The sequence below is a fragment of the Stenotrophomonas sp. KH_036_B genome (assembly GCF_057839485.1).
In genome coordinates this window covers 3,749,671-3,766,437 of the sequence record NZ_CM174491.1, presented here as the reverse complement: position 1 = coordinate 3,766,437, position 16,767 = coordinate 3,749,671, and the positions used below count along the sequence as shown (strand labels likewise).

General features: G+C 66.5%; 14 protein-coding genes. 9 read left to right on the top strand and 5 right to left on the bottom strand.

All coding sequences use genetic code 11. The annotated features are described in order from the left end of the window. Positions 1-48 precede the first annotated feature (48 nt). Complete coding sequence (hslU, locus tag AC3ITN_RS16690) at positions 49-1,422, top strand: ATP-dependent protease ATPase subunit HslU (RefSeq protein WP_489391234.1); 1,374 nt, start codon at positions 49-51, stop codon at positions 1,420-1,422. Positions 1,423-2,012: 590 nt separating this feature from the next. Here the strand turns inward: hslU and AC3ITN_RS16685 are convergent. Beyond that, a complete protein-coding gene (locus tag AC3ITN_RS16685) occupies positions 2,013-2,681 on the bottom strand; it encodes a TetR family transcriptional regulator (RefSeq protein WP_313348606.1) in 669 nt (222 codons plus the stop codon). A gap of 231 nt (positions 2,682-2,912) precedes the next feature. On the opposite strand from AC3ITN_RS16685, the gene smeD reads away from it, so the two are divergent. The 3 genes from smeD to AC3ITN_RS16670 all read left to right on the top strand — a co-directional run bounded on the left by smeD (position 2,913) and on the right by AC3ITN_RS16670 (position 8,812). Next, positions 2,913-4,097 (top strand): multidrug efflux RND transporter periplasmic adaptor subunit SmeD, encoded by a 1,185-nt coding sequence (gene smeD / locus AC3ITN_RS16680; protein WP_489391233.1) that lies wholly within the window; start codon positions 2,913-2,915, stop codon positions 4,095-4,097. 12 nt (positions 4,098-4,109) lie between these two features. Next, positions 4,110-7,232, top strand: a complete 3,123-nt coding sequence (gene smeE / locus AC3ITN_RS16675; RefSeq protein ID WP_313348609.1) for a multidrug efflux RND transporter permease subunit SmeE — start codon at positions 4,110-4,112, stop codon at positions 7,230-7,232. A 179-nt stretch (positions 7,233-7,411) separates the two neighbouring features. Next, on the top strand, positions 7,412-8,812 hold the full coding sequence (locus AC3ITN_RS16670) for an efflux transporter outer membrane subunit (protein WP_489391232.1): 1,401 nt from the start codon (positions 7,412-7,414) through the stop codon (positions 8,810-8,812). 93 nt (positions 8,813-8,905) lie between these two features. Here the strand turns inward: AC3ITN_RS16670 and AC3ITN_RS16665 are convergent, their stop codons facing one another. From AC3ITN_RS16665 to AC3ITN_RS16650, 4 genes are all read right to left on the bottom strand, one after another. After that, complete coding sequence (locus AC3ITN_RS16665) at positions 8,906-9,301, bottom strand: low affinity iron permease family protein (RefSeq protein ID WP_489391231.1); 396 nt, start codon at positions 9,299-9,301, stop codon at positions 8,906-8,908. Positions 9,302-9,373: 72 nt separating this feature from the next. After that, positions 9,374-9,706: a hypothetical protein gene (locus AC3ITN_RS16660; protein WP_313348613.1), complete on the bottom strand. Its 333-nt coding sequence runs from the start codon at positions 9,704-9,706 to the stop codon at positions 9,374-9,376. A 103-nt stretch (positions 9,707-9,809) separates the two neighbouring features. Then, positions 9,810-10,043, bottom strand: a complete 234-nt coding sequence (locus tag AC3ITN_RS16655) for a hypothetical protein (RefSeq protein WP_489391230.1) — start codon at positions 10,041-10,043, stop codon at positions 9,810-9,812. Positions 10,044-10,266: 223 nt separating this feature from the next. Continuing rightward, a complete protein-coding gene (locus tag AC3ITN_RS16650) occupies positions 10,267-10,719 on the bottom strand; it encodes a nucleoside deaminase (RefSeq protein WP_313348614.1) in 453 nt (150 codons plus the stop codon). A 133-nt stretch (positions 10,720-10,852) separates the two neighbouring features. On the opposite strand from AC3ITN_RS16650, the gene ubiE reads away from it, so the two are divergent. The 5 genes from ubiE to AC3ITN_RS16625 all read left to right on the top strand — a co-directional run bounded on the left by ubiE (position 10,853) and on the right by AC3ITN_RS16625 (position 16,651). After that, a complete protein-coding gene (gene ubiE, locus AC3ITN_RS16645; protein WP_313348616.1) occupies positions 10,853-11,614 on the top strand; it encodes a bifunctional demethylmenaquinone methyltransferase/2-methoxy-6-polyprenyl-1,4-benzoquinol methylase UbiE in 762 nt (253 codons plus the stop codon). 68 nt (positions 11,615-11,682) lie between these two features. Beyond that, positions 11,683-12,549, top strand: a complete 867-nt coding sequence (locus AC3ITN_RS16640; RefSeq protein ID WP_489391229.1) for a GGDEF domain-containing protein — start codon at positions 11,683-11,685, stop codon at positions 12,547-12,549. A gap of 81 nt (positions 12,550-12,630) precedes the next feature. Further along, positions 12,631-14,565, top strand: coding sequence for a M1 family metallopeptidase (locus AC3ITN_RS16635; protein ID WP_489391228.1), 1,935 nt, complete (start codon positions 12,631-12,633; stop codon positions 14,563-14,565). A gap of 458 nt (positions 14,566-15,023) precedes the next feature. Further along, positions 15,024-15,542, top strand: a complete 519-nt coding sequence (locus tag AC3ITN_RS16630) for a hypothetical protein (RefSeq protein WP_489391227.1) — start codon at positions 15,024-15,026, stop codon at positions 15,540-15,542. Positions 15,543-15,919: 377 nt separating this feature from the next. After that, a complete protein-coding gene (locus AC3ITN_RS16625) occupies positions 15,920-16,651 on the top strand; it encodes a hypothetical protein (protein ID WP_489391226.1) in 732 nt (243 codons plus the stop codon). Positions 16,652-16,767: the final 116 nt, after the last annotated feature.

Here is a 16,767-nt window from a genome sequence, read left to right as displayed (position 1 = left end):
CCCGGATAGCCCCACCATCCACCCCAATATTCCCTGTGAGCGCACCCCATGCCGCACAAGATCGAAGTTTCTTCCGCCACCATGACCCCGCGCGAAATCGTGCAGGAGCTGGACCGCCACATCGTTGGCCAGCACGACGCCAAGCGCGCGGTCGCCATCGCACTGCGCAACCGGTGGCGGCGCATGCAGCTGCTGGCCGAGCTGCGCAATGAGGTCATGCCCAAGAACATCCTGATGATCGGCCCGACCGGCGTCGGCAAGACCGAGATCGCGCGTCGTCTGGCGACGCTCGCCAACGCGCCGTTCGTCAAGGTGGAAGCCACCCGTTTCACCGAAGTCGGTTACGTCGGCAAGGATGTCGAGCAGATCATTCGTGACCTGGCCGATACCGCGGTGAAGCTGTACCGCGAACAGGCCAAGGTGCGGGTGAAGAACCAGGCCGAAGAGCGCGCCGAAGACCGCATCCTGGACGCACTGCTGCCGCGCCGTGCCGGTGGCATCGGCTTCGACCCGGAGGCGGCGCGCAACGAGCCGTCGGCGCAGGACACTGAAACCCGCATCAAGTTCCGCCGCATGCTGCGCGCCGGCGAGCTGGATGATCGCGAGATCGAGCTGGAGGTCACCGCCAACGTGGGCGTGGACATCATGACCCCGCCGGGCATGGAGGAAATGGGCCAGCAGCTGCGCCAGATGTTCTCCAGCCTGGGCGGCGGCAAGGCGCAGAAGCGTACGCTGGCGATCAAGGCGGCGCGCCCGCTGCTGATCGAAGAAGAGGCCGGCAAGCTGGTCAACGAAGACGATATCCGCAGTGCGGCGATCGAAGCCTGCGAGCAGCATGGCATCGTGTTCATCGACGAGATCGACAAGGTGGCCAAGCGGGGCGACAACGTCGGTGGCGGTGATGTCTCGCGCGAAGGCGTGCAGCGCGACCTGCTGCCGCTGGTGGAAGGCTCCAACGTGTCCACCAAGTACGGCACGATCAAGACCGACCACATCCTGTTCATTGCTTCGGGTGCGTTCCACCTGGCCAAGCCCAGCGACCTCATTCCCGAACTGCAGGGTCGCTTCCCGATCCGCGTGGAGCTGGGCGCGCTGAGCAAGCAGGATTTCGTGCGGATCCTGACCGAACCGAAGGCGGCGCTGACCAAGCAGTACGAGGCATTGCTGAAGACCGAAGGCGTGTCGATGAGCTTCACCGACGACGCGGTGGACCGTCTGGCGGAGATTGCGTTCCAGGTGAACGAGCGCCAGGAAAACATCGGCGCCCGCCGCCTGCACACCGTGCTGGAACGCCTGCTCGACACGCTCAGCTACGAAGCCCCTGACCGCGACGGCGAAACCCTCGCCATCGACGCGGCCTACGTGGACAAGTACCTAGGTGAGCTGGTGAAGGACCCGGACCTGAGCCGGTACATTCTGTAACCGGACGAGACGCGGGTGCCGGCGGAGCGAGGGCGGGGGTGGCATGTGCTTGCCGACGACAGCGGCTGCCGGTGGGACGAGCGCGGGGCCGCCATGCCCTTGTCTGCGAATGTCCCCCGGCGTCGGCCTGCGGCCGCCCCCTCCTCCTTTACTTCGCCACAAGGGCATGCCGGCCCCGCACTCGCCCCACCGGCGTTGGCACCGTGACATCCGCTTTTCCCTGCGAACCGCAAGCCGAGCCCGTCGCGGCCGGTAGGTCCCTGGCAATGCCTAAAAAGGGGACGGAGGAGGTTAACCCTCACCGTCCCCGATTAACGTCCTCCGTCCCGGTTTTTGCACCGTGACTTCCGCTTTTCCATTGCGGACCGCAAGCCGAGCCCCGTCGCGGCCGGTAGGTCCCTGGCAAAGTAAAGGAGGAGGCGGCGGCGCATGCCGACGCCGGGGGACATTTGCATAGGGGCCTGCCGGCCGCGGCGGGGCCCTCAACGCTCGCGATGGACCTGATCGAAGACCGCGCCCCGGCTCCTACAGCCGTCGAACTGACACGCGCCCATCATCGCGAGACGAACCTCGTTGTTGGCGTCGCCGCGTCACGCCTCGTCGTCCGTCGGCAATGCCGTCGGTGGCGCACCCGGGGTGAACACGCCCGGATTGACGAAGGCACTGAGGATCGCATCCAGCGTCTGGGTGCCGTCGCGTTTGATCTCGAACAGCTCCGGTTCCAGCATCGCGCTGTACAGCACGCCGGTCAGGCTGGTGCTGACGATGCGCGCCACCGTGTCCACGTCCACCCCGGGACGGAGCTGGCCCAGCGCCTCCGCGCGCTGGAAGGCCGCGGCGAAAATGCCCAGCTCCTCGCGCGACGCTTCCAGCTGCAGCTCCTGCATCGCCTGGCTTTCCACCGAAAGATCGTTGCGCAGCATGATCTCCATCATGTTGCGCAGCCGCTCGTCATCGGCCAGCTCCTGGAAGGAGACCAGCAGCGCCGAGCGCAGGTCCAGCACCGGCGTGTTGCGCCGTGACGACGTGGTCCGCCGCAGGCGCTCGATGAACGGAATCCGCTCGCGGTCGATCATCGCCGTGAGCACCTCGGTCTTGTTCTTGAAGTGCCAGTACACCGCGCCGCGCGTATAACCGGCGCGCGCACCGATCATCGCCAGCGTGGTGTTGGCCACCCCGAACTCATGGAAACAGACCTGGGCCGCGTCAAGGATGCCCTCCCGGGTCGCCTGCGCCTCTTCTTTGGTTTTTCTGGCCATTGCGCTATGCAGCTGCTGGATGAAACCGGCCTGAATTGTACCGGTTTACAAACAAACATGCATGTATGTATATTTACGCCCCCACTGTTCCCGGTGAGGGCGGCCCGTATCCACAAGAGCGGCCCCGTCGGGAGATCTGCCGCCTTTCTGGCCTGACCTGTCGATACCTGGCGGTCCGGTGCGTCGAAGGCAGGTCGGTCCTTCCCTTCTGTTCTGCTGCGAGCCCCCACCATGACCCGATCCCCGTACCGTCTTCTCGCGCTGTCCCTCGCGATCGCCCTCACCGTGTCCGCCTGCGGCGGAGGAGGTGAGGCAGGGCCGCAGGGTGGGCCGGGCCAGGTCACCGTGGCGACCCTCAAGGCCGGGCAGGTGGGGCTGACCCGCGAACTGCCCGGGCGGACCAACGCCTTCCTCGTCGCCGAAGTGCGCCCCCAGGTGAGCGGCATCGTCGCCAAGCGCCTGTTCACCGAGGGCGGGCTGGTTACCGCCGGCCAGCCGCTGTACCAGGTGGACGACGCCAGCTACCGCGCCGACGCCAACAGCGCCCGCGCTCAGCTGGCCCGCGCCGAAGCCACGGCCAATGCCGCGCGGCTGAGCGCCAAGCGCATCACCGCGCTCGCCAAGGTCGATGCGGTCAGCCAGCAGGACCTGGAAAATGCCGTGGCGACGCAGAAGCAGGCCGAGGCCGACGTCGGCGCGGCCAAGGCGGCGCTGGACGCGGCCAACGTCACCCTCGGCTATGCCCGCATCACCGCGCCGATCAGCGGCCGCATCGGCAAGTCCTCGGTCACCCAGGGCGCGCTGGTCAGCGCCGGCCAGGCCGAGGCGCTGGCCACCGTGCAGCAGCTGGACCCGATCTATGTCGATTTGACTCAATCGGCCAGCGAACTGCTGCAGATGCGCCGCGAGCTGGCCAGTGGCCGGCTGCAGGACAACCAGACCCTGCCCGTGACCATCCTGCTCGACGATGGCACCGAGTTCGATCACAAGGGCACGCTGGAGTTCTCCGAAGTCAGCGTCGATCCCACCACCGGCAGCTACGCCTTGCGGGTCAAGGTCGCCAATCCCGACCAGGTGCTGATGCCGGGCATGTACGTGCGCGCCCGGGTCGGCAGCGGCGTGCGCGAGAACGGCCTGCTGGTGCCGATGCAGGGCATTGCCCGCGACGCCAAGGGCGACACCACCGCCATGGTGGTGGGCAAGGACAACAAGGTCGAAGTGCGTCCAGTCAAGGTCAGCCGCGCGGTCGGCAGCACCTGGCTGGTTGAAGACGGCCTGCAGGCGGGTGACAAGGTCATCGTCGAAGGGCTGCAGAAGATCCAGCCGGGCATGCCCGTGCAGGCCACCGAGATGGGCGCGGCCCCGGCCACGCCGGCCGCACCGGCAGCCCAGGCCGCGCCGGCCGACACGCAGTAAGCGGAGAATTCCATGGCTCGTTATTTCATTGATCGCCCCATCTTCGCGTGGGTCATTGCGATCATCATCATGCTCGCCGGCGCGCTCGCCGTGGTGAAGCTGCCCGTGTCGATGTACCCCGAGGTGGCACCGCCCGCCGTCGAGATCAGCGCCAGCTACCCCGGCGCCTCGGCCAAGGTCGTGGAGGACTCGGTGACCCAGATCATCGAGCAGAACATGAAGGGCATCGATGGCCTGATCTACTTCTCCTCCAACAGCTCGGCCAACGGCCAGGCCACCATCACCCTGACCTTCGAAAGCGGCACCGACCCGGACATCGCCCAGGTGCAGGTGCAGAACAAACTGCAGCTGGCCATGCCGCTGCTGCCGCAGGAAGTACAGCGGCAGGGCATCAACGTGGCCAAGTCGAGCAGCGGCTTCCTGCAGGTCATCGGCTTCGTCTCCAACGACGGCAGCATGGATGCCAACGACATTTCCGACTACGTCGGCTCCAATGTCGTCGATCCGCTCAGCCGCGTGCCGGGCGTGGGCAACATCCAGGTGTTCGGTGGCAAGTACGCCATGCGCATCTGGCTGGACCCCAACAAGCTGCACACCTACAAGCTGTCGGTGGAGGAAGTGACCGCGGCCATCACCGCGCAGAACGCGCAGGTCGCCATCGGCCAGCTCGGCGGCGCGCCGTCGGTGAAGGGCCAGCAGCTCAACGCCACCATCAACGCGCAGGACCGCCTGCAGACGCCCGAACAGTTCCGCAACATCCTGGTCCGCGGCGGCACCGACGGCAGCGAACTGCGGCTGGGCGATGTCGCCCGCGTCGAGCTGGGCGCGGAGAGCTACGACTTCGTCACCCGTTACAACGGCAAGCCCTCCACCGGTATCGCCATCACCCTGGCCACCGGCGCCAACGCGCTGGACACCGCCAACGGCGTGCGTGCCGCGCTGGAGGATCTGAAGGAAAACTTCCCGGCCGGGCTGGAGTCGGTGGTGCCCTATGACACCACGCCGTTCGTGCAGGTCTCGATCAAGGGCGTCATCAAGACCCTGATCGAAGCCATCGTGCTGGTGTTCGTGGTGATGTACCTGTTCCTGCAGAACTTCCGCGCCACCCTGATCCCGACGATCGCGGTGCCGGTGGTGCTGCTCGGCACGTTCGGCATCCTGGCCGCGCTGGGCTTCTCGATCAACATGCTGACCATGTTCGCGATGGTGCTGGCGATCGGCCTGCTGGTGGACGATGCCATCGTGGTGGTGGAGAACGTCGAACGCATCATGTCCGAGGAAGGGCTGTCGCCGCTGGAGGCCACCCGCAAGTCGATGGGCCAGATCACCGGCGCGCTGGTCGGCATCGGCCTGGTGCTGTCGGCCGTGTTCGTGCCCATGGCCTTCATGAGCGGCTCCACGGGTGTGATCTACCGGCAGTTCTCGGCCACGATTGTCTCCGCGATGGCGCTGTCGGTGCTGGTCGCGATCGTGCTGACCCCGGCGCTGTGCGCGACCATGCTCAAGCCGCTCAAGAAGGGCGAGCACCACGTGGCACACAAGGGGCTGGCCGGGCGTTTCTTCGGCGGCTTCAACCGCGGCTTCGACCGCTCCAGCGAAACCTACCAGCGCGGCGTCAAGGGCATCCTGGCGCGGCCGTGGCGGTTCATGGCGGTCTTCGCCGCATTGGCGGTGGTGATGGGCCTGCTGTTCGCGCGGCTGCCCAGCTCGTTCCTGCCCAATGAAGACCAGGGCATCCTGATGGCGCTGGTGCAGACCCCGGTCGGCGCCACACAGGAACGTACCCTGGAGGCGATGTACAAGCTGGAAGAGCACTTCCTCAAGAACGAAACCGAGGCGGTGGAATCGGTGTTCTCGGTGCAGGGCTTCAGCTTCGCCGGCATGGGCCAGAACGCCGGCATGTCCTTCATCAAGCTCAAGGACTGGAAGGACCGCGACGCCGACCAGGGCGTGGGTCCGATCACCGGGCGTGCGATGGGCGCGCTGGGCCAGATCAAGGACGCCTTCATCTTCGCCTTCCCGCCGCCGGCCATGCCGGAGCTGGGCATCGGTTCGGGCTACACCTTCTTCCTGAAGGACAACAGCGGCCAGGGCCATGACGCCCTGCTCAACGCGCGCAACCAGCTGCTGGGCGGTGCAGGGCAGAGCAAGCTGCTGGCCAACGTGCGCCCGAACGGCCAGGAAGACACCCCGCAGCTGCGCATCGACGTGGACGTGGAGAAGGCGAACGCGCTGGGCCTGTCGATCAGCTCGATCAACACCACCCTGGCGGCCGCATGGGGCAGCAGCTACATCGATGACTTCATCGACCGTGGCCGGGTCAAGCGCGTGTACGTGCAGTCCGACGCGCAGTTCCGCATGAACCCCGACGACTTCAACCTGTGGTCGGTGAAGAACACCGCCGGCGAGATGGTGCCCTTCAGTGCCTTCGCGTCCAAGCGCTGGGATTACGGTTCGCCGCGCCTGGAGCGCTACAACGGTGTGTCGGCGATGGAGATCCAGGGCGAGCCCGCCCCGGGCGTGGCCTCGGGCGATGCGATGGCCGAGATCGAGCGCATCGCCAAGGACCTGCCGCCGGGCTTCGAGATCGAATGGACCGCGCTGTCCTACCAGGAACGCCAGGCCGGTTCGCAGACGCCGCTGCTGTACACGCTGTCGCTGCTGATCGTGTTCCTGTGCCTGGCCGCACTGTACGAGAGCTGGAGCGTGCCGACCTCGGTGCTGCTGGTGGCGCCGCTGGGCATCCTGGGCGCCGTGCTGGCCAACAGCATGCGCGGCATGGAGCGCGACATCTATTTCCAGGTGGCGATGCTGACCACGGTGGGCCTGACCAGCAAGAACGCGATCCTGATCGTGGAGTTCGCCAAGGAGAACCTGGAGAAGGGTGCCGGGCTGCTGGAGGCGACCATGCACGCGGTGCGTGACCGCCTGCGCCCGATCATCATGACGTCGCTGGCGTTCGGCCTGGGCGTGCTGCCGCTGGCCATCGCCTCCGGCGCCGGTTCCGGCGCGCAGCGTGCGATCGGCACCGGCGTGCTGGGCGGCATGATCGTCGGCACCGTGCTGGGCCTGTTCTTCATCCCGCTGTTCTTCGTGGTGGTGCAGCGGCTGTTCAACCGGCGTAACGCCGCTTGAACGGACGTAGTGCCGGCCGCTGGCCGGCAACACCTTGAACGGATGTAGTGCCGGCCGCTGGCCGGCAACCACGCTCCGCTAGATGAAACTCCTGCTTGGAGCCGGCCAGCGGCCGGCAACCTCCGCTAGATGAAACTCCTGCATGGAGCCGGCCAGCGGCCGGCACTACGGAATACGCCATGAATATTGCACGTCTGACCCTTTCCATCGCTGCCGCGCTGTTGCTGTCCGGCTGCGCCACGCTTGAGCCGAACAGCACGGAAGTCGCCCCGGCGATTCCGGCGCAGTGGCCGGCAACGACCTCGACCGGCACGCCGGTGGAGGTGGACGCCATCGGCTGGCGCGACTATTTCCTTGACCCGCGCCTGCAGTCGTTGATCGACCAGTCGCTGGACAACAACCGCGACCTGCGCGTGGCCGTGCTCAATGTCGAAAAGGCACGGGCGCAGTACCGCATCCAGCGCGCCGACCGCGTGCCCGCCGTCGGTGTGCAGGGCCAGATGACCCGCAGCGGCGGCGATGCCCCGGTGAGCGAGCAGTTCAGCGCCAACCTGGGCGTGGTCGAATTCGAACTGGACCTGTTCGGCCGCGTGCGCAACCTGAGCCAGGCGGCGTTGCAGCAGTACTTTGCCGAGGCCGCCAACCGGCGCAGCGCGCAGTTGTCGCTGGTGGCCGAGGTCGCCAACGCATGGCTGACCCTCGGGGCCGACCAGGAACAACTCACCATCGCCGAAGCCACGCTGGCGACCTATGAAGACTCGCTGCGGCTGAGCGAGGCCCGCCACGCGCTGGGTGGGTCCTCGGCGCTGGAACTGAGCCAGACCCGCACCTTGGTGGAGACGGCGCGCACCGACGTGGCGCGGTTCCGTGGGCAGGTGGCGCAGGACCGCAATGCACTGGTGCTGCTGGCCGGTGGACCGGTCGACGACGCGTTGCTGCCGGGCGGCGAGGTGACCGAGGTGGCGGCGGTGCGCGCATTGCCGGCCGGCGTGCCTGGCGAGGTGCTGTTGCGGCGCCCCGACGTGATGGCGGCCGAGCACACCCTGCTGTCGGCCAATGCCAATATCGGTGCGGCGCGCGCGGCGTTCTTCCCCTCGATCAGCCTGACCGGCAGTATCGGTTCGGCGTCCTCCGAGCTGTCCAACCTGTTCGACAGCGGCACCCGGGTGTGGAGTTTCATGCCCACCCTCAACCTGCCGATCTTCCAGGGAGGCAAGCTGCGCGCCGGGCTCGGCGTGGCCAATGCCAATCGCGACATCGCGCTGGCCCAGTATGAGAAGGCGATCCAGTCGGGGTTCCGCGAGGCCGCCGATGCGCTGGCGCTCAACGACAGCCTGGACGCGCAGCTGGCCTCGCAGCAGGCGCTCGTGGCCGCGGCCGAGCAGGCGCGCACGCTGTCACAGGCGCGCTATGAGGCGGGCCTGGACAGCTTCGTGACCCTGCTCGATGCACGCCGCACGGCCTATACCGCGCGCCAGTCGCTGGTCAGCACGCAGCTGGCGCGGCAGTCGAACCAGGTGGCGCTGTACAAGGTGCTGGGCGGTGGGTGGCATGAGCGGGGCGATGTGGCCGCGCGTTGATGGACCGCGTGGGACACGCATGGCGTGTCGCTATGCGCCGCCCGTACCGGACGTAGGGACACGCCACGCGTGTCCGCGCCTCGCCCGATCGGATCAATCGCCGCCGCGCCGCTTCTCCAATGCCTTGCTGGCCTGGTGCGCCATCTGTTCGTAGGTGCGGCGGATCTCCTCCAGCCGTTCCTCGTCCAGTTCCTCAAGATCCAGCAGCTCGTTGTTGGCCTCGGCGGTGACCCGGATCAGCTCGTCGAGCTTGATCTGGATCGCCGCCGTGTCGGCGTTCTGGCTGTGCTGGATCAGGAATACCATCAGGAAGGTGATGATGGTGGTGCCGGTGTTGATCACCAGCTGCCAGGTATCGTTGAACGTGAAGATGGGACCGCTCAGGGCCCAGATCAGCACGATGCTGACCGCCCCCAGGAACGTCCATGGCGTGCCAGCCGCATATGAGGCCTTCTTGGCCACCAGGTTGAACACACGTCTGAGTTTCATGAGGCTCGGTACGGCTGACCAGGAAGCCTCACATCATTGGCGCGGCGCCGTGTACGGGCTGTGCAGCAGACGTCAGGCGCGCGCACCCAGGCGCGGGCGCGCGTTCTGGTCGTGGCGGCCGGTCAGGTACACGTGCTCCCAGCACTGCTCGACGAAGGCGCGGGCCTGGTCTTCGGTCAGGCGCGGCATGATCTGCAGCGCGTACTGGGTCTGGAAGGCCTCATCGCGCTCCTCGTCGGTGGCACGCGGCTGGGTGATCAGCGAATCGCAGGCGAATTTGATCCACGGCACGTAGTGGCCGAACGAGCCGGTCCCCAGCAGGCCGTCGGCATGCCGCTGCCTCCAATGGCTGACTTCGGCGTCGACGTCGATCACGGCGGGGATGGAAAGCGGGACGGAGGACATGGGTGCGTCGATTCGTAGGGAAGGAAGGGCAGAGCTAGAGTGCGTGCCGTGCAGTGCATGCAACGTCATGACGATGTGCAGCCGGCGTAGCGGTTGTGCGTCGTTACTCGACCGGCTTGGCAAGCAACTGGGCGCGATCCACCACGCCGAGTCGTTCTGCAAGCGTGGCCAGCGGGTTGCACAGGTCGATGCACTGCGCGGGATGGGAATCGATGAGGTCATCCTGGATGGCCTGGTAGGCGTTCCAGAACGGCGCCGGGTTGCGGTGGATCGCGTACTGCGCCTGCAGTGCTTTCCAAGCCTGTACCAGCGCCGGGTCGTGCGCAGGAGAATGCATTGATCCACCCTAGTCGCATCGCTGCAGCGGTTTGTTAGCGCTGCGTGTTCAACGCGTACGTCGCGCGTCGCGCCACCGCCGCAGACACTGACGCAGACGCAACAGCCGCAGTGCTTGCGGCCGTTCGCCGCGAGCTGAAGCATTCATAACGGCCCGTGTTCGTGCCGGGGCGCCGTACCTCGTGCTGCGCATCGCACACCGCGACTGCGCAGCACGACACGGATCATTCGCCGATGTCTTCGTTCCAGACCTCGGGGTGCGCGGAGATGAATCCGCCCAGCAGCTCGATGCATTCCTGGCTCTGCATGTCGATCACCTGCACGCCGTTCTCGCGCAGCCAGTCGATGCCGCCCTGGAAGGTGACCGATTCGCCCACCACCACGGTGCCGATGTTGAACTGGCGCACCAGCCCGCTGCAGTACCAGCACGGGGCCAGCGTGGTGACCATGATCGTGTCCTGGTAGCGGCGCTGGCGGCCGGCCTTGCGGAACGCGTCGGTCTCGCCATGCACGGACGGGTCGCCTTCCTGCACGCGGCGGTTGTGGCCGCAGCCGAGCAGGCGGCCGTCGTTGTGGTACAGCGCCGCGCCGATCGGAATGCCGCCCTCGGCCAGGCCCTGGCGGGCTTCGGCAATGGCGGTCTCAAGCAGGGCGGCGTAGTCGGGCGTGGTGATCATGGGCGGTCCGTTCAACAGAAGGGGGCATGATAGGGGCGCAGGGGCGCTTCGGGCACCCGGCCGGGCAGCAGGGCGTGACCGGCTTCGCACCCCCGGGTGCCGCCGACCGCCCAGCGGTGCGATAATCCGGGTCATGAGCGAATCCCCCTACAAGAGTGGCACCACCCATTTCGGCTTCCGCGATGTTGCCGCCAAGGACAAGCAGAAGCTGGTGGGCGAAGTGTTCACCTCGGTCGCGCGCAGCTACGACCTGATGAACGACCTGATGAGCCTGGGCATCCACCGGGCGTGGAAGCGCTACTACGTAGCCACCGCGCAGGTGAAGCCGGGCGACCGCGTGCTGGACCTGGCCGGCGGCACCGGCGATATCGCCGCGCTGATCAAGGAGCGCGTGGGCGACGAGGGTGAAGTGGTGCTGGGTGACATCAACGCCGGCATGCTGTCGGTGGGCCGCGACCGGCTGACCAACCGCGGCCTGGTCTCCGGTCTGGAATACGTCCAGTGCAACGCCGAGGCGCTGCCGTTCCCCGATGCCAGCTTCGACCTGGTCACCATCGCCTTCGGCCTGCGCAACGTGACCGACAAGGATGCCGGCCTGCGCGAGATGTACCGCGTGCTCAAGGTCGGCGGCCAGGCGCGCGTGCTGGAGTTCTCCGAGGTCACCGCGGACTGGTTCAAGCCCATCTACGACTTCCACTCGTTCAAGATCCTGCCCAAGCTGGGCCAGCTGTTCGCGCGTGACGGCAGCAGCTACCAGTACCTGGCCGAGAGCATCCGCAAGCACCCGCCGCAGGAACAGCTCAAGACCATGATGGGCGAGGCCGGTTTCGCGCGCTGCCATTACAAGAACCTTACCGGCGGCATCGTGTCGATTCACTCCGGCTACAAGGTTTGAGACACCGGTCCAGTTCCCGCTGAGGGAGCTGGGCCACACTGCGGGCAGACCGCCAACGAGCGCCTGCCATGCGTCTATACCGCGGCCTGGCCCGCGTGTTTCCCCGTTCGTTCAGCGCCAAGCTGATGACGGTCGTGTTTATCGGCGTGCACGTGCCGCTGCTGGTGTTGCTGCTGTGGATGGCATTCAGTGGCCACTACCAGCAGGACACGATGTGGACCGTGGTGGGGGTGGTGCTGGGCGCCACCCTGGTCGGCACGGGCATGGCGATGATGGCGCTGTACCGGCTGATGTCGCCGCTTCGCCAGGCCGCCGAAGCGCTGGAGGCGTACTACGACGAGCAGCGCCTGCCGCACCTGCCCGACCTGGGCCACGACGAGATCGGCCGCCTGCTGCGCGGCATCAACCGCAGCCTGCACGGGGTGGATGCCGGTCTGCGCGACCTGCGCCGCAGCGTGCTGCTGGATCCGCTGACCCAGGCGCTCAACCGCCGGGGCTGTGAACAGGCACTGGCCGACTCGGCATCGCTGGCGCAATCGCGCCGGCAACCGCTCACCTTGTTCGTGGTGGACCTGGACAACCTCAAGCCGATCAACGACGCCCATGGGCACCTGGCCGGCGACCAGGTGCTGGTCCGGCTGGTGGTCTCGGCGCGGCAATGGCTGCAGCCCAGCGACTGGATCGGCCGCTGGGGCGGCGATGAATTCCTGCTGGCGGTGCATGCGCGCCATGACGTGGCCTGCGACCGCCTGCGCAGCTGGCTGGACCGGCTGGCCGAGCCGGTCGCGGGTACCGAGCCGCCCCTGAAGGCCAGTGCCGGCGGTGCCGGCTACCGCCCGGGCGAGGACCTGCGCGAGCTGTACCGCCGGGCCGATACGGCCATGTACCGGGCCAAGTCCGCTGGCGGCGCCCGACTGCTGTGTGAGGACGACTGAATGCGCGCGGCGCAGGCGTCAGGCTGCCGCGGGCGTTGGACAGGCGTAAACTGGTGGTTTCACCCTGATCGGTCCCGATTCATGCGATCTCCGTTCCTGCTGATTCCCCTCGCCGTCGCGCTTGCCGCCGGCTGCTCCAAAGAGCCCGCCGCCCCGACCGCGGCCCCCGCCGCCCAGCCGAGCGCCGCCAACACCGTGAAAGCCGACAACCGCAGCCACGATGAAAGTTCGTACGCCGAACCGGACAAGGTCGCCATCAAGGACCTCGCGCTGGACCTGAAGCTGGACTTCGACAGCAAGCAGATCGGCGGCACCGCCACCTACACGCTGGACTGGAAGGACAAGGCGGCCAGGCAGCTGGTGCTGGACACCCGCGAGCTGACCATTGAAAAGGTCGAGGCCGTGGGCGCCGATGGCAAGACCGCGCCGCTGCAGTTCGTGCTGGCGCCGGCCGACAAGGTGTTCGGCAGCAAGCTGACCATCGAGGCCCCGGAACAGCCGGGCAAGGTGCTGGTGACCTACCACACCGCGCCGACGGCCTCGGGCCTGCAGTGGCTCGAGCCGTCCATGACCGAGGGCAAGCAGCTGCCCTTCATGTTCAGCCAGTCGCAGGCCATCCACGCCCGTTCGTGGGTGCCGCTGCAGGACACGCCGAGCGTGCGCTTCACCTACAGCGCGCACGTGACCTCGCGCCCGGACGTGATGGTGCTGATGAGCGCCGACAACGATCCCAAGGCCGCGCGTGATGGTGACTACACCTTCAAGATGCCGCAGCCGATTCCGTCCTACCTGCTGGCGATCGCCGCGGGCGACCTGGTGTTCGAGCCGATCTCCGGACGTTCCGGCGTGTGGGCCGAGCCGACCATGGTGGGCAAGGCGGCGAAGGAATTCGAAGACACCGAGAAGATGATCGGTGCGGCCGAGAAGCTCTATGGCGAGTACCGCTGGGGCCGCTACGACATGCTGGTGCTGCCGCCGTCGTTCCCGTTCGGCGGCATGGAAAACCCGCGCCTGACCTTCGCCACCCCGACCGTGATCGTGGGCGACAAGTCGCTGGTCTCGCTGGTCGCCCATGAACTGGCGCACAGCTGGTCGGGCAACCTGGTGACCAACTCCAGCTGGAAGGACATCTGGCTCAACGAAGGCTTCACCACCTACGTACAGGGCCGCATCACCGAGGCGCTGTATGGCCAGGAAATGGCCGAGATGGAGCGTGAGATCGACCAGAACGACCTGCTGGCCGAGGTCAAGGACATGAGCCCGGGCGACCAGGCCCTGGCCCTGCCGCCGCTGACCGAGCGCGATCCGGACGAGGCGCTGAGCAACGTAGCCTACGTCAAGGGGTCGTGGTTCCTGCAGTTCCTGGAACAGCGCTTCGGCCGCGAGGTGTTCGATCCGTTCCTGCGGGGCTGGTTCGACGACCACGCCTTCCAGAGCGCCAACACCGACCAGTTCGTCGACTACCTGAAGAAGAACCTGCTGTCCAAGAAGCCGGGTGCGGTGACCGACGCCGAGCTGAAGGCCTGGCTGGAAGAGCCGGGTATCCCGGCCTTCGCGACGAAGGCGCGTTCGCGCAACTTCACCATCGTCGATACCGGCCGTATCGCATGGCTGGGCAGTGGCACGCTCCCCAGCGCGCAGGTCACCAGCGAGTGGGGCACCCAGGAATGGGTGCACTTCATCGATGGCCTGGGCAAGACCCTGCCGGTCGACAAGCTGGCCGCGCTGGACCGCGCGTACAAGTTCACCGGCACCGCCAACGGCGAAATCGCGATGCGCTGGTACCCGCTGGCGATCCGCAGCGGCTATGTGGAGGCCAATGAAGCGGCCGGTGCCTTCATCGAACGCGTCGGCCGCCGCAAGCTGATCCTGCCGATCTACGCCGAACTGGTGAAGACCCCGGAAGGGCTGGCCTTCGCCAAGGCAGCCTTCGAAAAAGCCAAGCCGAGCTACCACCCGATCACTACCGCATCGGTGCAGGACATGCTGGACAAGGCCACCCCGGCCGCGCCGTAACCGCGCGCACGGTGTTCAACGACAACGGCGGGGAAACCCGCCGTTGTCGTTTCTGGAATGTTTGATGCCGGGTCCTGCCCCTCTGTGGTACATCGGTCTTACTGCGGTTGCATGGCCAGGGGCGTGGGCCGCAGCGGTCGCCGGCGTGGCCTCACCTTGCAATAGAGTGATGGAATGCTGAAAGCGATTCGAATAGGTGATGCATATAGTCCGGGCCTCCCCTGCATCGGAAGGTCCCCGTGTCAATCAACGTCTCAGCTACGCCCACGCCCGTCCTGCCTACAAGAGCTCCATCGACAGCACCCCTTGGCCAGAACTCGACCAATGTCGAGCATGCACCGATTGCGACAACGCTTCACGACATCACCAACGACACGATGCCAACTGGCGGCCATCCAGCCGTCCGTAGTGACAGCATGATGGAGGTGGGAAGTCCTCGGGAAAAAAATCATCTGGCGATGCTTGAATTCTGCAAGGGCCTGTACGGCAGCGACGTGAAGCCTGCCGAAGAGATGATCCTTCCCGCGCGCGATTGGACGCCCCGTTCCTCGATCGATGAGGGGATCCTTCCCGCACGCGATTGGACGCCCCGTTCCTCGATCGATGAGGAGATCCTTCCCACACGCGATTGGAAGCCCCGTTCCTCGATCGGTGAGGAGATCCTTCCCACACGCGATTGGACGCCCCGTTCCTCGATCGATGAGGGGATCCTTCCCGCACGCGATTGGACGCCCCGTTCCTCGATCGATGAGGGGATCCTTCCCGCACGCGATTGGACGCCCCGTTCCTCGATCGATGAGGAGATCCTTCCCGCACGCGATTGGACGCCCCGTTCCTCGATCGATGAGGAGATCCTTCCCACACGCGATTGGACGCCCCGTTCCTCGATCGATGAGGAGATCCTTCCCACACGCGATTGGACGCCCCGTTCCTCGATCGATGAGGAGATCCTTCCCACATACGATGGGACGAACTGAGCCTTCCCGCGCGCGATGAGATGATCGCTCCCGCACATGCGCATGAAGAGACTCGGCGCGGCTGCTGAGGCCGCAGCCATTCCTGGCCACGCGACGCTACCGCCCGATCACCACCGTGTTGGTGCAGGAAAGGCTCGGCCAGACAACCCGTCTTTCCGCCGTCAGCAGCGCGCAAGGTGGTACATGACAACGGCGGGGAAACCCGCCGTTGTCATGTTCGGGGTTTGTGTCCGACTGCCACGCACGCCGATCCACCAGATTGCCCGACACCGGTCGCAGTGCGGCTCGCGTGCAGTCGATCGGGATGCGACCCTGCCGGCGTCCCGTTACAGTAGGCAAGTGGCGCGTGTGGGCGTCGTCGATCCCTGGAGCTTGCAATGCAACGATTGATCCTCCTCGCCGCCTGCGCGTTCGCGCTGGCCGCCTGCAGCAACCCGGAAGAAGAACGCAGGGCGCAGGAGGCGGCCGCCTCCGCCGCCAAAGCCCAGCAGGAAGAGAAGGCCGAAGGCGTGGCCAAGCAGTACGACATGGCGGTGGCCGCCCAGGACTGGGAACGCGCGCGCATCCACGGCGGCTCGCTGCTGGACCAGTACAAGGACACCGACGTGGCCGCACGCATCGAGCCGGGCTATGCCGAGGTCAAGGCCAAGGCCGAGACCGCGCGCGAGCTGCGCCGCATGCAGGGCCTGTGGCAGTACAACCAGGTGCCGGTGGGCAGCAAGGGCAACCAGGTCTCGGCGTCGATCTACAGCAAGGAACGCGTGGACGTGGACGGCACCGGCCCCAAGCCGGTGCAGCTGATCTTCCGCGACCACCCCGAGTGGAAGCGGCACGCGTACCTAGTGCTGCAGGCCGGTGATTTCCGCTGCCCGCAATGCACCGTCAAGGTCACCGTGGACGACGGCAAGCCGATCAGCATGGCCGCCTGGCGCCCGAAGACCGACGAGGCGATCGCCATGTTCATCACTGATCAGAAGGCGCTGTGGAAGCTGGCCCGCAAGGGCAAGACCCTCAGCATCGAATTCCCGGTCAAGGCTGGCGGCACCCGCACCGCCGTCTTCGAGACTGGCGGCGTGGACGCCAGCAAGATGCCGAACGGGTGGAATTGAGCGGCCGGAGCGAACGCGTAGAGCGCATTGCCGACTAACAGTCGGCACTACAGTCGGCACTACAGGCGCCCGTATCCCCTCTGGAGAAACAGCCCCCTTCTGTTAAGGGGGCGCGC

Excerpts from the sequence above, each read along its gene's own strand:
- hslU (WP_489391234.1), top strand. The coding sequence starts at position 49 with ATGCCGCACAAGATCGAAGTTTCTTCCGCCACCATGACCCCGCGCGAA.
- AC3ITN_RS16685 (WP_313348606.1), bottom strand. The coding sequence starts at position 2,681 with ATGGCCAGAAAAACCAAAGAAGAGGCGCAGGCGACCCGGGAGGGCATC.
- smeD (WP_489391233.1), top strand. The coding sequence starts at position 2,913 with ATGACCCGATCCCCGTACCGTCTTCTCGCGCTGTCCCTCGCGATCGCC.
- smeE (WP_313348609.1), top strand. The coding sequence starts at position 4,110 with ATGGCTCGTTATTTCATTGATCGCCCCATCTTCGCGTGGGTCATTGCG.
- AC3ITN_RS16670 (WP_489391232.1), top strand. The coding sequence starts at position 7,412 with ATGAATATTGCACGTCTGACCCTTTCCATCGCTGCCGCGCTGTTGCTG.
- AC3ITN_RS16665 (WP_489391231.1), bottom strand. The coding sequence starts at position 9,301 with ATGAAACTCAGACGTGTGTTCAACCTGGTGGCCAAGAAGGCCTCATAT.
- AC3ITN_RS16660 (WP_313348613.1), bottom strand. The coding sequence starts at position 9,706 with ATGTCCTCCGTCCCGCTTTCCATCCCCGCCGTGATCGACGTCGACGCC.
- AC3ITN_RS16655 (WP_489391230.1), bottom strand. The coding sequence starts at position 10,043 with ATGCATTCTCCTGCGCACGACCCGGCGCTGGTACAGGCTTGGAAAGCA.
- AC3ITN_RS16650 (WP_313348614.1), bottom strand. The coding sequence starts at position 10,719 with ATGATCACCACGCCCGACTACGCCGCCCTGCTTGAGACCGCCATTGCC.
- ubiE (WP_313348616.1), top strand. The coding sequence starts at position 10,853 with ATGAGCGAATCCCCCTACAAGAGTGGCACCACCCATTTCGGCTTCCGC.
- AC3ITN_RS16640 (WP_489391229.1), top strand. The coding sequence starts at position 11,683 with ATGCGTCTATACCGCGGCCTGGCCCGCGTGTTTCCCCGTTCGTTCAGC.
- AC3ITN_RS16635 (WP_489391228.1), top strand. The coding sequence starts at position 12,631 with ATGCGATCTCCGTTCCTGCTGATTCCCCTCGCCGTCGCGCTTGCCGCC.
- AC3ITN_RS16630 (WP_489391227.1), top strand. The coding sequence starts at position 15,024 with ATGCTTGAATTCTGCAAGGGCCTGTACGGCAGCGACGTGAAGCCTGCC.
- AC3ITN_RS16625 (WP_489391226.1), top strand. The coding sequence starts at position 15,920 with ATGCAACGATTGATCCTCCTCGCCGCCTGCGCGTTCGCGCTGGCCGCC.